We start from the raw sequence: 14216 nt of genomic DNA, 5'->3' as shown, positions 1-14216 counted from the left end.
ACTGAGCAATATTGAAATTGCCAAAAATAATAGTTTGTTACGACGCATTTGAGACTTTAATGCTCACGTAAGTTGGCTGGAATCATATCATGTCAGTTAATAAAATAACGTGAGCATCAATCATCATACTCAAACGATGATTTAAAACTCACGTTAATGTTAGTCAGTGTATTAATTTAATTTATAGCGATAGACAAAATGTTGTCGCACTAATTCAATTGTCATCATCCAGACGATATGGCCAAAGAATTCTGACAGATGCTCTTGGAATGGTTGATCCCACACAGCAGGTACAGTATGCATGATTGGCATAATGATAAGGTGGAATAATACCCAAATAGCAATACCAAAAACAGCACCTTGTCCCATTGCTAAGTAAGCGTATTTTTTAACTAATATGCAGTAAATAATTGCAATGACGATAGAAAAACTAAAGTGGACAATAAAGCTTACCCAAGGCAATTCCATATTTGAAAATGTATATGTTTGATGCGTAAACTCACTACTAAATCCTAATTGTTGCAATAACTCTTGAGGTGGGTTCGTTGCATTACGTTCTGGTGTGCGAGGTGGAAACATGACCTCCCAACCTAATTTTACAATTCCAGATAACAAGCCACCGATAATTCCAGCATAAATGAATATACCCATTTGTCGTTTCGTCAACTTAAGGACTCCTCTCTATTTACTATCCTCATTATAGTATTTTGTGAAAATAATCACAATAAAAAGCTTTGCAAAACTTAAAATATTTTGATAAACAAATTTGTAAAAGGTTATTAGTTTTTTACATCTCATATTGTATCGTACTGTATTCAAAATTGTTAACGAGATGAACGGCAAATAAATGTTTTAGCGCAATGGATAATCGAACTGGAATCATCGCGTGTCAAAACTTGTTAGGTCTTAATTTCATAGTTATGAATTAAGGATTGTTGTGCCAACAAAATCATTATTGTAAATAGATTCAATGATATTTGGCTTGTTTCCTGATGCAATGATAACTTTAGGACAGCCATTTTCAATCGCATTTTTGGCATCTAGCACTTTGGGAATCATACCTCCATAAATATCACCATGTTCAATATATTGATGAATATCGACTAATGGCAATTGAGGTATAACAACATCATTGATGAGTACACCTGCAATATTACTTAATACATAAATAGGCGCTTTTAATGATGATGCAATAAAATAGGCAAGCGTGTCAGCATTAATATTGTAAAATTCTCCATCATGGTTATTGAAACCAATCGAATTGATGATAGGTACAAATTTAGTACATAAATACTGTAAAGCATCCTTATTTAAAGCGGTCGGAACACCGACATATCCATATTGTTGATCAAAAGATGTAATTTCAAACAGCTGTGCATCCAAACCACATAAGCCTATTGCAGAACATTGGTGCTGGTTAAATTGAGCTACTAATGCAGTGTTAACGTCTGCAATGAGCGTGTGTTTAGTAATGGTCATGGTTGCTTTATCAGTCACTCTTAGGCCATTAACAAAGTGTGGCTCGATTTGCTGGTTTGATAATGCATCATTAATAAATGGGCCACCGCCATGAACGATAATAGGGTAGATGTTGTTTAATCGTAAATGCTTAATATTGTTAATAATTGATGGATGCATGTCACTAAGTGTACTGCCACCAATTTTAATGACAATAAATTTCATCTAACCAACACCACCTTATGTTCGATATGATGCGTTGATACGCACATAATCATAGGATAAATCACAACCGTATGCAGTCGCTGCAGCGTTACCTAAACCAAGTTGAACGTCAATTGTGACATGTTCATGAGTTAATGTGTTCGACATAGCTTGCTCATCAAATAGTACAGCCATACCTTTATCAACGACAGGTATTTGGTTCAGTTGAACATATGTGCATTTAGGATCAATTTCACATCCGCTATAGCCAATAGCTGTAATGATTCGACCAAAATTGGCATCTTCGCCAAAAATAGCTGATTTTACTAGATTTGAACTTACGATAGTTTTACCGATTTTTCTTGCGTCTGATATTGACTTAGCGCCTGAAACATTGACACTGATTAACTTTGTTGCGCCTTCGCCATCTCTGGCTATAGCTTTAGCTAAAAATGTACAGACAAAATTGAATGCATCAACAAATGTTTCCCATTGTGGATGGTCTTGATTAAGTATTTGGTGTTCAACTTGGTGATTTGCCATGACTAATACCATGTCATTTGTACTTGTATCGCCATCAACAGTAATCATATTAAATGTATGGTCAGTCGAAGATTTTAATAATTGATGAAGTGTATTCGATTCAATCGATGCATCGGTTGTTATAAAAGCAAGCATGGTAGCCATATTTGGGTGAATCATACCTGAACCTTTGGCGCTACCACCAATTGTAACGGTTTTACCATCGATTTTTAGTGATACAGCGATATGTTTTGTACAGGTATCAGTTGTTAAAATTGCCTCGTTAAACGCACCTGGCGTTGCAAAATTAGCATCCTTAATATGTTCGGTCCCAGTCTTAATTTTATCCATAGGCAAATATTCACCAATGACCCCAGTTGAAGCAACAGCAACATGCTCAGATGGTATTTGAAGTTGTTGAGCAACCCATGTTTGTGTTTGTCGTGCATCATCGATACCTTGTTGACCGGTACAAGAATTTGCATTAGCTGAATTAACAACAAGTGCTTGTAATTTTCCTTTAGACTTTTGTAAAGTGTCTTCAGTGACAATAAGTGGTGCAGCTTTAAACTGATTTAAAGTATATACGGCAGCTGCACTTGCCAAAGACGATGAGTAAATCCACCCAAAGTCTTTTTTGTTAGCGCGTAAACCGATGTGCATACCACCAGCCGTGAAGCCTTGAGGTGTACTAATATCGCCATGTTTAATAATTGAAAAGTTATATTGTTGTGATGTCGTTTCTTGATGTTTCATTCTAACACCCCTTATGGATAAACTGGTGATTGATTTAGGCCAGTCGTCACTTCAAAATCATATAATATATTTAAATTTTGAATGGCTTGCCCACTTGCGCCTTTGACAAGGTTATCAATCACTGATACTAAAATTGCTGTTTGTGATGTTTCATCTACATAGATACCGATATCGCAGTAGTTACTACCGAGTACTTCTTTTGTGGTTGGAAAAGTCCCAATATCTCTAATTCTGACAAATGGCTGATTAGCATAATAAGAGGTCATTAATTTATGTAATGATTCAGTCGTATATTCAGATGAAAATTTGACATAAATTGTTGATAAAATACCTCGTGTCATTGGTACGAGATGTGGTGTAAATATGACTGATACATCTTGACCCGCAATGATAGATAAATATTGCTCGATTTCCGGTTTGTGTTTATGGTTTCCGATTGCATAAGCGCTTAGATTTTCATTCATTTCTGAAAAATGAACACGTTGTGATAATGAACGACCAGCACCTGACACGCCGGTCTTAGCATCAATAATAATAGATGACAAATCTACTATTTTTTCGCTAATAAGTGGATGTAATGCTAATAATGTTGCTGTAGGGAAACAGCCAGGATTAGAAATGAGCTTCGTTCCATTGTTATCAAACGATTGCCATTCTGAAATGCTGTAAATAGCATGATTCAAATCATCTTGTGCTGCAGCAGTTTCTTTGTAATATGCTTCATATATTTCACGATTCTTAATTCTAAATGCGCCAGATAAATCGATAACATGAATACCTTTTTCTACTAAGGGAGGGATACATGTTTTACTTACGGGTGCTGGTGTCGCAAAGAAAATCACATCACAGTCATTATTGTCCACTGTAAGTGCTTCGAAATGTTGCATAATATGTTGTAAATGTGGAAATGTTAATTTCAACGGTTCATCTACTTTTGAATGTGAGTAGATGTGTGCAATCGTTACATGAGGATGTGTTTGTAACAATCGAATTAATTCAATTGCGCCATAACCGCTACCGCCAACGATACCTACTTTAATCATCATGAATCCCTCCTATATCATATATAAATGATTAATTGTTAATTTTTAAAAACGTCTTGAAAAGCTGCAACAATTTGATGGATTTCCTCTTTATCAATGACTAGAGGTGGTGACAATCGAATGATAGTACGATGCGTGTCTTTGCACAAGATTCCACGTTGAATCAGTTGATCCACAAAAGGTGCAGCATCTGTGTTAAGCTCTATGCCTATAAATAAACCACGACCTCTAATTTCTTTAATACTAGGATGTTTAAGTTGTAGCAACGCTTTTAATAAAAATGAACCTAAGCGTTCTGATCGTTCAACCAGTTGTTCATCTTTAAGTACATCAAGCGCTGCCGTCGATATTGCAATGGCTAAAGGGTTACCACCAAATGTCGAACCATGTGTACCTGGTGTTAGAACACGCATGACATCATTATTTGCAAGTACAGCAGATACAGGGTATAAGCCGCCACCCAATGCCTTACCTAAAATATAAATGTCTGGAACAACTTGCTCCCATTCCATCGCAAACCATTTCCCAGTTCTACCAAGACCAACTTGAATTTCATCTGCAATCAATAATATTTGATATTTATCACATAGATGACGCACAGCTTGAATATATCCTTTCGGTGGTATATTAACGCCACCTTCACCTTGAATTGGTTCCAAAATAATTGCTGCTGTATTTGGTGAAATAGCTTGTGTTAATTGTTCAATGTCTCCAAAATCTACAGTTGTAGTGCCTTGAAGTAGGGGGTGAAATCCTGCTTTATATGCGTCGTGGTTAGATAGTGATAATGAGCCAAGTGTACGACCGTGAAAATTGTTATTCATAGCGATGATTTCAACTTGTCCGTCAGTAATGCCTTTAACTTCAGAGCCCCATTTTCTAGCAATTTTAATGGCTGCTTCAACAGCTTCAGTACCAGAGTTAAGGGGGAGTACTTTGTCTTTCTTAGCAAGATGACAAATTTTTTCTTCCCATTTCCCGAGATTGTCACTATAAAGGACACGTGAAATGATAGACAACTTTGAAGCTTGTTCTGTCATCGCTTTAACAATTGTTGGATGACAATGGCCTTGGTTTGCAACTGAAAAACCCGAAATGCAATCTATATATTGTTTGCCATCAGTATCCCAAACTTTGACACCTTTACCTTTAGAAATGACAAGCTTAAGTGGTGCATAATTATTAGAGCTATAATAATCAGTTAATTCAATGATTGAATTCATCGGTCTCCCTCCTTTATATTTATACAATTTAAAGAATTAATATTAATATATTACAGTTGTTCAATATAAGTGTCAAATGTAAATTTAATAATATAAAGATAAGGTTGTGTTTGTATTAATGTGATTTGTAAAATGAAAGTACTAATATTTTTTGTGGATAATCATTGATATGTATGTATACGATTGCAGTTTAATGTAGTATGAATAAAAAATGCCACAAGCATATGTTTAACATATGACTGTGGCATAGTATTATGCTTGTGGAATTTTACGATGCTTAATTTTATAAATAATGAAGCCGATAATGAAACCAATCAAACTGAGAACAACCCAGCCCATACCAATGTCTGATAATGGTAAATATTTTTGGCTGAAATTAATCAAAGTTTGTGAGAATGATGTGCTTGAAATGAACTCTGGACTAGCTTTTAATCCATCTACTAATGCAGCAATCATTGTAAAGAAAATGGTACATTGATAAATAATTTTTGAATGATGGAATTTGCTACTAAATAATGTTAGTACAATCAAGGCAATTGCTAATGGATATAAGAACATTAACACTGGGACTGAGTACATAATAATCTTAGTTAAGCCAACATTCGCGAATAAGAACGAAATAAAGCTTACAACTGTTGCAATCGCTAGGTAATTCATTTTAGGGAAAAGGTGTTCGAATGTTTCTGAAAATGCCGTAATCAAACCGATGGCTGTTTTTAAACAAGCAACCATAACGATAAGTGACAACAGGACGATACCGTAGTTACCTAAGTAGTATTGCGTAATTTGCGCTAAGGCAATACCACCATTTTCACTAAGTTTGAAATGACCAATACTTAATGTACCCATGATTGCTAGTAGGGTATAAATGATCCCCATCATAATGATACTGATAGTACCAGACTTAATTGTTTCTTTAGCGATATCAGTTGGATTTTCGATACCTAACTTTTTAATCGTTGCAACAATGATGATACCAAATGCCAATGACGCTAGCGCATCTAAGGTATTGTATCCATCTAAAAAGCCGTTAAATAAGGCATTTGATTGATATTGTTTACTAATAGGTGCATCAGATATGCCACCTAATGGATGGATAAAAGCAAATAATAAAATAATTGCTAATAATACTAAGAATACCGGATTTAAAAATTTACCGATATATTCTAAAATTCTTGATGGCTTTCTCGCAAAAAACCATGCAATCACAAAGAAGACGAAGCTAAAAATAAATAAATATAAAGTGATTTGCTTTGGTGATAAAAATGGCGAAAATGCAATTTCAAATGATGTAGTTGCCAGTCTAGGTAAGGCGAAAAATGGTCCGATAACTAGATATAAGGCAATCGTGAAAATGTAAGCATATGTTTTATTAACACGCGATGCAATTTCAAATAAACCAGATGTCTTTGAAATGCCAATAGCAATGATACCTAGAAATGGTAAGCCAATTGCTGTAATTAAAAATCCTAAGTTAGCGATAAAAACGTTAGAACCAGCAGCTTGCCCCAAGTGTATTGGGAAGATAAGATTGCCGGCACCAAAGAATAAACCAAATAACATAGAACCTATAAACATGTTTTCTTTAAATGTTAGTTTCTTCTTCATATATGTATTTGTTCTCCTTTTTAGAACTTATAAAAATCTACTTAATTAAGATAATATCAAAAATTAAACATAAAGTGATACATAATTTTGCAATAAATACTAAATTTTTTGAAAATTCCGGAATAAATACTGTTTTTTATGTAGTAGGGGCGTAAGTTAAGAACGATTTAACAGATATAGGCTAAGTTTATAGATAGGAGGTTAGACAACCCGACGTATTAATACTTTGTAAAATAAAGATACCCCCTTCAACATGATCGAAGGGGGTAAGTGTATGCTTAGTTCAATATATTTAGAAAGTCGTTTGTAGTTATTGTTTGTCCCATCAATGGGAATAAATTATCTATTGGGAATTGATGTAGCGTTTCGTTTTGAGCGCTCATCATGTCAGTAACAAAATACTGATCGTAGTTTAATTGATAGGCGTCTCGTGCTGTCGTATCTACACCAATATGCGTTGCGACACCACCAAGAACAATCGTATCAATTCCTCGACGTCGCAATTGTAAGTCCAAATCTGTTCCTACAAATGCACTAAAATGTCGTTTGTCTATGACAAAATCGTCATCTCTCTTGTCTAATAAATGATGGAAACGACTGTAGTCGTCGCCTTCTTTTGGTGGTAATGAGATCATTGCATTTGGTTGCAATACATCTTTACCATCATAGAAATTCACGCGAACAAAAGCGATAAAGCCATTGTTTTTTCTAAAAACATCTATTAATTTATTAGCGTTTTGAACGACATTTTCAGCTGTATGTGGCGCATAATTCATCTTAAGTATACCTTCTTGCAGGTCGATTAACACTAAAGCGGTTTTATTAAAATTAATCATCTTATATCAGAGTCCTATTCGTTTAATAAAGTATTCGCTTAAACTTATACCCTGTATACGATGAAATTATTTATTTTGTTGTGAAAAAGCTTTAGCGATATCGATCAGTTTCTTCGGTGCGTCTTCGACAGACATTTTGACTTCGACAAAATGCATCACATCGGGATGACCATTAATTGCATTAAACGTGTCTTGTAAATCTTTTGATGATTCAACGTCATGAATTTCAACATTTTTACCACCAAATACAGCTGGTAAAGCTTTATAATCCCACATGTGAATTTCATTATAAGGTTCATACATGCCGTGAATAAGTCGTTCTACCGTATAGCCGTCATTATTAATCACAAATAATACCGGTTTAATATGCTGTCTAATCATAGTTGAAATAGCTTGAACAGTTAGTTGCAATGAGCCATCACCAATTAATAATAAGTTACGACGATCTTTGTCTGCTAATTGTGAACCTAATGTTGCAGGTAATGTATAGCCGATAGAACCCCATAACGGTTGCCCTATAAAAGTATTGTTTTTGTATAATGCTAAATCATAAGCACCAAAGAATGATGTACCTTGATCAGCAATGATGACATCATTTGGTTTTAAGAAATTTTGCATCATTTTAAAATAAGTTTGTTGTGTTAATGGTTCTGTGCCAACAGTATAATCGGGTGATGTTGGACGATGATACGCAGGGAACGTTGCGTTATTCGTATATGAAATATTGGATAACTGTTTTAACAATGATGGTAGAGATATTTCATCATTTGTAACATCGTCAATTTTGATATTGTGATGATTTAACATAACGACATCATCGATATTGAATTGGTATGAAAAACCTGCTGTTGCTGAATCTGTTAATTTGGCTCCAATATTTAAAATTAAATCGCTGTTGTCCACATAATCTCGTATTTTATCTTCGGCAATTTTCCCATCGTAAATACCCATATAATATGGATTTTCCTCATTAAAAGCACCTTTTCCTAATGAAAGTTGTGCTACTGGTATCTGTGTTTGATTTACAAAATCTTCTAATTCTTGATGGAGGTGAAAACTGTTAATTTCATGTCCAGTAATGATGATAGGCTGCTTCGATTGATGCAATTTAGATGTTAATAACTCTATATATGTTGATGCATCCGTATCTTTGGCTGCCGTTACTTCAAATGGTGTCGGTATCTCAATTTCAGAGATTGCGACATCGATTGGTAAATGTAAATGAACTGGGCGTCTTTCGGCGATTGCTGTATTAATTAAACGTGGTATTTCGGTTGTTGCATTTTCAGGTGTGATATAACCTTGTGCAACGGTTATATGTGCAAACATTTTTCGGTAGTCGTCAAATGTACCTTCACCTAGTGAGTGATGTACATATTTACCGGAATGTTCAACAGCACGTGTCGGCGCACCTGTAATCGCAATGACAGGTATGCGTTCAGCATATGAACCTGCGATACCGTTGACGGCACTTAATTCGCCAACACCAAATGTAGTAACTAATGCAGCGAGTCCATTAAGACGGGCATAACCGTCCGCTGCGTAACTTGCGTTTAATTCATTTGTATTTCCTACCCAATCTACATTGGGATTGCTGATAATATCGTCTAGAAAAGCGAGATTAAAATCACCAGGAAGACCAAAAATTTTATCGACGCCTGCTCGATGAATAGCGTCAATTAAGTAAGCTCCAATGCGTTGTTTCATAAAAAAACCACCTTTTCTCTATATTTACACTTAAAATGATAGCCTCGAATATAGTGTAAGGTCAAGGAAGTTGACTTTGTTGTGAAAACGCTAACAATAGTGAACAATTAATATTTTTTTAGGAAATGAGTATGAAGGGGGGCTTTAATTGATGATCTTAAAATTCAAAATTTAAGGGGAGAGCGAACTATCAATGATGCCGCAAAATACAATAGCAAAGAAAAAACAGGCGCGTCACCTTATGAAGGTATACGCACCTGTTTATAGTAAGCATTATTTAGCTTCAAATAATTGATCGCCAAATGAAATGTTGCCATGTTCACCTTGTTTAAAATCAAGGTTTGTAATGTTTCCTTGTGTCACGATAATAGGCGTAATATCACTCTTTGCATGATTGCGGATGTAGTCTAAATCAAAGTTGATTAATAAATCACCTTGTTTAACTTCTTGACCTTCCTCAACATGTAAAGTAAAGCCTTCTCCGTTTAATTTAACAGTGTCTAAACCGATGTGGATTAATAGTTCTAAACCACTATCTGATACAAGACCAATTGCATGTTTTGTTGGGAAAATCATTTGTATTTTACCGTTGAATGGTGCACGAACTTCACCTTGTGAAGGTTTAATAGCGATACCGTCACCCATCATTTTTTCGCTGAACACTTGATCAGGCACTTCTGATAAAGGTGTTACTTCACCAGTTAATGGTGCATGAACGATATGGCTCAATTCGCTTGTTGCAGATTTATCTTCTGCAACAACAACAGTTTCGTCTTTATCGTCTTCCATAGTAGTAGGGTTTTCTACTACTTGACCATTCATAATCTGTTGCATTTCATGTTTGATTTGGTCAGATTTAGGACCAAAAATTGCTTGCATATTATTGCCGACTTCTAATACACCAGATGCGCCTAAATCTTTCAAACCAGGAACATCAACTTTAGATTTGTCGTTAACTTCAACACGTAGACGTGTGATACAAGCGTCTAAATGTTTAATGTTTGCTTTGCCACCCATAGCTTCTAATACTGCATATGGTAATTCAGTTGCTGAAGCAGTAGCCGCTTGTGATTGTTTATCTTCACGACCTGGTGTTTTGTATTTTAATTTTACAATTAAGAATCGGAATACGAAGTAGTAAATAACTGCGTATACAAGACCTACAGGAATAACTAACCACCATTGTGTCTTATTAGGTAGTATACCGAGTAAGAAGTAGTCGATGAAACCACCTGAGAATGTATAACCTAGATGAAGATCTAATAAGTACAATGTTAAGAATGATAAACCATCAAGTACTGCGTGAATAAAGAATAATAATGGTGCTACAAATAAGAATGAGAATTCTAATGGTTCTGTAATACCAGTTAAGAATGATGTTAAAGCAGCAGAACCCATTAAACCTGCTACTACTTTCTTATTTTCAGGTTTAGCTGTGTGATAAATTGCTAAAGCTGCTGCAGGTAAACCGAACATCATAACAGGGAATTCACCTTGCATGAATTTACCAGCTGTCAAATGTGCGCCTTCACGAATTTGTTCGATAAAGATACGTTGGTCACCGTGAATAATTTCACCAGCTGCATTTTTCCATGAACCAAACTCGAACCAGAACGGTGCGTGGAAAATGTGATGTAGACCGAATGGAATTAATAAACGCTTGATGAAACCAAATAAGAATACGGCAACACCAGTATTTGAATCTAATAATCCTGTACTGAATGCATTTAATCCTGATTGAATCGTTGGCCAAATTAATGCCATTGGGAATGCTAAAATAAATGATGTTGTAGCCATCATAATAGGTACGAAACGCTTACCAGCGAAGAAACCTAAATAAGATGGTAAGTTAATGTTATAGAACTTGTTATAACACCAAGCTGCCAGGGCCCCGATTATAATACCGCCGAACACACCTGTTTGTAATGTTGGGATACCTAAAATGCTAGCGTAACCACTCGCTGGATCACCAATATTCTTAGGTGTAACTTGTAAAAAGTCGCCCATTGTTTTGTTCATGATTATGTAACCGACGAATGCTGCGATAGCTGCTACGCCATCACCGCCAGCTAATCCGATTGCGACACCTAATGCGAAAATCATAGGCAAGTTATCAAAAATGATACCACCAGCACCTGTCATTAATTTAGCGACAGTTTGTACGCCACCATTTTGTATAAACGGCAAGTAGTGTTGTAATGATTCACCTTGCATAGCTGTACCGATAGCTAATAACAGACCAGCTGCTGGTAAAATCGCAACAGGTAACATTAGCGCTTTACCAATACGTTGCAATTGACCGAAAAGTTTCTTCCTCACTTGTCCAACCTCCAAAGTTGTATTTATTATTTAAGATTCAATAAAAAAAGACACGAGCAAATAGACTGTGTTGGTAACCATCACAGCTTAATTTAACTCATGCCTAATCTTACTTAGTAACACGTTGGTGTATGTAATTAATGTAAAAGAAGCAATTGACTAAGTAGTATATAAAACTGATACGTTAGTTTATCTAGCTTACCATCACATCTTATTGAATCTTATTTGTTTGCGACTCCTATTTTAGCATGGTGAAGTATGCGTTTTCAATACAATTATTAAATTCAATTTCAAATCTCTTAATTGTTCACAGATTATTATTAAAACATAATATAAGATAATCCTGAATAAAATGTATAAAAGTTATTGTAATAATCCAGCAGTAGCAGCTATTATCAGCACTTAAAAGAAAGGATAATCTTTGATGGTGTAATAATTAACTTGTGACAGAAATATGTAAGATTATTACAATGAACAGGCTTTAACTGATTAATATTGTAATGTGTTTTCTCTTATAGTAAAATGTAAGCGATTACACAACTCGACTATATTTTCCTAATAATTATATTGTTAAGGAGGGCTACTTTGACAGGCTTTTCAGTGTATTTAGGACAACCTTTAGATGAAGCGTATATTAAGCGAATGATTAAACAAGGTTACCAAATGATTTTTACATCTGTACAAATACCAGAAGAAGATGACGAGACAAAATATCATTATTTCACAAAACTACTCAATTTATTAAAACATGAACAAGTGACTTACCTCATAGATGCTAATCCATCTATTTTAACACCATCTTTTTATGACCATCTTCGACAATATGATGCACAATTTATGATTCGTATCGATCATAGTACATCAATTGAGGCAATCGAAGCGATAATGGCACAGGGTTTAAAGTGCTGTTTGAATGCAAGTATTATTTCCCGGGAATTGTTAACAAGCTTACATCAACAATTGAATGATTTTACATTACTTTCATTTTGTCATAACTATTATCCAAGACCAGATACGGGATTATCTGTTGACTTGGTCAATAAGAAAAATGAACTCATTTATCAATTTAATCCAAAGGCACAAATATATGGTTTTATTGTAGGGAGTGATTTGCGAGGTCCTTTGCATAAAGGCTTGCCAACAATTGAAGCAACGAGACATAGTCATCCTGTCGTTGCAGCTAAATTATTACAAGAAACTGGTGTATCTGAAGTGTTAGTTGGAGACTCATTGATTGAAATGAGGCAGGCAAAACAACTTATAGATTTTTGCAAGCATAGGCATTTCACGTTATGTATTGAAGAAGTGTTTGATACGACAGTGACTTACCTTTTCGATATGTGTCATAAAGTACGCCCGGATAATCCGGAAAATGTCATTCGTTCGGAAACGTCAAGACAAATATGTCCACATTCGATTCAACCACAGTTTACGACGCAACGACGCATTGGTTCAGTAACCGTTGATAATTTGAATAACGGACGTTATCAAGGCGAAATGCAAATTGTGAGACAAACGCTTAGTGCACATGACAATGTGAATGTTGTTGCACAAATTATTAAAGAAGACTTACCACTGTTAAGTTGTATCGAGCCGAATGATACATTTGATTTTCAAAAAACTAGGCAGTGTAAGAAGTGATGGAAAATAGTACGACCGAAGCGCGTAATGAAGCGACGATGCATCTTGATGAAATGACTGTGGAAGAGGCTTTAATTACGATGAATAAAGAAGATCAGCAAGTCCCGTTAGCAGTTCGAAAGGCAATACCACAATTGACAAAAGTAATTAAAAAAACAATTGCACAGTATAAAAAGGGTGGACGATTGATTTATATCGGTGCAGGTACAAGTGGAAGGTTGGGTGTCTTAGATGCAGCGGAGTGTGTACCTACATTCAATACTGACCCTCATGAAATTATAGGTATTATTGCTGGTGGACAACATGCTATGACGATGGCTGTAGAAGGTGCGGAAGATCACAAAAAATTAGCGGAAGAAGATTTGAAAAATATAGATTTAACATCAAAAGATGTCGTTATAGGAATTGCCGCGAGTGGCAAAACGCCATATGTTATAGGCGGTTTAACATTTGCTAACACAATCGGTGCTACAACAGTATCTATTTCATGCAATGAACATGCAGTTATAAGTGAAATTGCGCAGTATCCAGTAGAAGTTAAAGTTGGTCCAGAAGTATTAACTGGTTCAACACGTTTAAAGTCTGGTACAGCACAAAAGTTAATTTTAAATATGATTTCAACCATCACAATGGTTGGTGTCGGAAAAGTTTACGATAACCTCATGATTGATGTTAAAGCAACCAATCAAAAACTGATCGACCGTTCAGTGCGTATTATTCAAGAAATATGTGCTATCACATATGATGAAGCAATGGCGTTATATCAGGTATCTGAGCATGATGTGAAAGTTGCGACAGTTATGGGTATGTGTGGCATTTCTAAGGAAGAAGCAACAAGACGGTTATTAAACAATGGTGACATTGTTAAACGAGCAATCAGAGATAGACAACCTTAGGAG

At 35.4% G+C, this 14216-nt stretch carries 12 protein-coding genes; 3 read left to right on the top strand and 9 right to left on the bottom strand.

The genetic code is table 11. From position 1 onward, the window contains the following. Positions 1–171: 171 nt before the first annotated feature. The 8 genes from JQN76_RS02655 to JQN76_RS02620 form a co-directional block, all read right to left on the bottom strand. Complete coding sequence (locus tag JQN76_RS02655; protein ID WP_001802886.1) at positions 172–651, bottom strand: YagU family protein; 480 nt, start codon at positions 649–651, stop codon at positions 172–174. Positions 652–918: 267 nt separating this feature from the next. Then, the gene (gene argB / locus JQN76_RS02650; protein WP_000668882.1) at positions 919–1683 is read right to left on the bottom strand and encodes an acetylglutamate kinase; all 765 of its coding nucleotides are present in this window, start codon (positions 1681–1683) and stop codon (positions 919–921) included. Positions 1684–1698: 15 nt separating this feature from the next. Beyond that, positions 1699–2940: a bifunctional glutamate N-acetyltransferase/amino-acid acetyltransferase ArgJ gene (argJ, locus tag JQN76_RS02645; protein WP_000682606.1), complete on the bottom strand. Its 1242-nt coding sequence runs from the start codon at positions 2938–2940 to the stop codon at positions 1699–1701. 11 nt (positions 2941–2951) lie between these two features. After that, on the bottom strand, positions 2952–3983 hold the full coding sequence (gene argC, locus JQN76_RS02640) for an N-acetyl-gamma-glutamyl-phosphate reductase (RefSeq protein WP_000598481.1): 1032 nt from the start codon (positions 3981–3983) through the stop codon (positions 2952–2954). A gap of 38 nt (positions 3984–4021) precedes the next feature. Then, positions 4022–5206 (bottom strand): ornithine--oxo-acid transaminase, encoded by a 1185-nt coding sequence (gene rocD, locus JQN76_RS02635; RefSeq protein WP_001084434.1) that lies wholly within the window; start codon positions 5204–5206, stop codon positions 4022–4024. Between the two features lie 252 nt (positions 5207–5458). Beyond that, positions 5459–6814 carry a branched-chain amino acid transport system II carrier protein BrnQ1 gene (brnQ1, locus tag JQN76_RS02630; protein ID WP_000728178.1) on the bottom strand — a complete coding sequence of 452 codons (1356 nt, stop codon included), beginning with the start codon at positions 6812–6814 and terminating at the stop codon, positions 5459–5461. 278 nt (positions 6815–7092) lie between these two features. Next, positions 7093–7650: an isochorismatase family protein gene (locus tag JQN76_RS02625; RefSeq protein ID WP_001815518.1), complete on the bottom strand. Its 558-nt coding sequence runs from the start codon at positions 7648–7650 to the stop codon at positions 7093–7095. A gap of 66 nt (positions 7651–7716) precedes the next feature. Next, entirely contained in the window at positions 7717–9357 is a 1641-nt protein-coding gene (locus JQN76_RS02620) for an alpha-keto acid decarboxylase family protein (protein WP_001836742.1), read from the bottom strand. 193 nt (positions 9358–9550) lie between these two features. Between JQN76_RS02620 and JQN76_RS02615 the strand changes: the two genes are divergently transcribed. After that, positions 9551–9652, top strand: coding sequence for a hypothetical protein (locus tag JQN76_RS02615; protein WP_000982808.1), 102 nt, complete (start codon positions 9551–9553; stop codon positions 9650–9652). Here JQN76_RS02615 and ptsG read toward each other — a convergent pair. Beyond that, positions 9631–11676, bottom strand: coding sequence for a glucose-specific PTS transporter subunit IIBC (gene ptsG / locus JQN76_RS02610; RefSeq protein ID WP_001227723.1), 2046 nt, complete (start codon positions 11674–11676; stop codon positions 9631–9633). The genes JQN76_RS02615 and ptsG overlap by 22 nt on opposite strands. 585 nt (positions 11677–12261) lie before the next feature. Here ptsG and mupG point away from each other — a divergent pair. Then, a complete protein-coding gene (gene mupG / locus JQN76_RS02605; RefSeq protein WP_001836747.1) occupies positions 12262–13317 on the top strand; it encodes a 6-phospho-N-acetylmuramidase in 1056 nt (351 codons plus the stop codon). Further along, positions 13317–14213 (top strand): N-acetylmuramic acid 6-phosphate etherase, encoded by an 897-nt coding sequence (murQ, locus tag JQN76_RS02600; protein ID WP_000432017.1) that lies wholly within the window; start codon positions 13317–13319, stop codon positions 14211–14213. The genes mupG and murQ overlap by 1 nt, the downstream gene beginning before the upstream one ends. Positions 14214–14216: the final 3 nt, after the last annotated feature.

Origin of the sequence: Staphylococcus sp. SM3655 (genome assembly GCF_016917315.1) — a bacterium.
GTDB classification, from domain to species: Bacteria; Bacillota; Bacilli; order Staphylococcales; family Staphylococcaceae; genus Staphylococcus; species Staphylococcus aureus.
This window is presented reverse-complemented; position numbering and strand designations above follow the sequence as displayed.

Coding starts and splice junctions, on each gene's coding strand:
- JQN76_RS02655 (WP_001802886.1), bottom strand. CDS start 651: ATGGGTATATTCATTTATGCTGGAATTATCGGTGGCTTGTTATCTGGA.
- argB (WP_000668882.1), bottom strand. CDS start 1,683: ATGAAATTTATTGTCATTAAAATTGGTGGCAGTACACTTAGTGACATG.
- argJ (WP_000682606.1), bottom strand. CDS start 2,940: ATGAAACATCAAGAAACGACATCACAACAATATAACTTTTCAATTATT.
- argC (WP_000598481.1), bottom strand. CDS start 3,983: ATGATTAAAGTAGGTATCGTTGGCGGTAGCGGTTATGGCGCAATTGAA.
- rocD (WP_001084434.1), bottom strand. CDS start 5,206: ATGAATTCAATCATTGAATTAACTGATTATTATAGCTCTAATAATTAT.
- brnQ1 (WP_000728178.1), bottom strand. CDS start 6,814: ATGAAGAAGAAACTAACATTTAAAGAAAACATGTTTATAGGTTCTATG.
- JQN76_RS02625 (WP_001815518.1), bottom strand. CDS start 7,650: ATGATTAATTTTAATAAAACCGCTTTAGTGTTAATCGACCTGCAAGAA.
- JQN76_RS02620 (WP_001836742.1), bottom strand. CDS start 9,357: ATGAAACAACGCATTGGAGCTTACTTAATTGACGCTATTCATCGAGCA.
- JQN76_RS02615 (WP_000982808.1), top strand. CDS start 9,551: ATGATGCCGCAAAATACAATAGCAAAGAAAAAACAGGCGCGTCACCTT.
- murQ (WP_000432017.1), top strand. CDS start 13,317: ATGGAAAATAGTACGACCGAAGCGCGTAATGAAGCGACGATGCATCTT.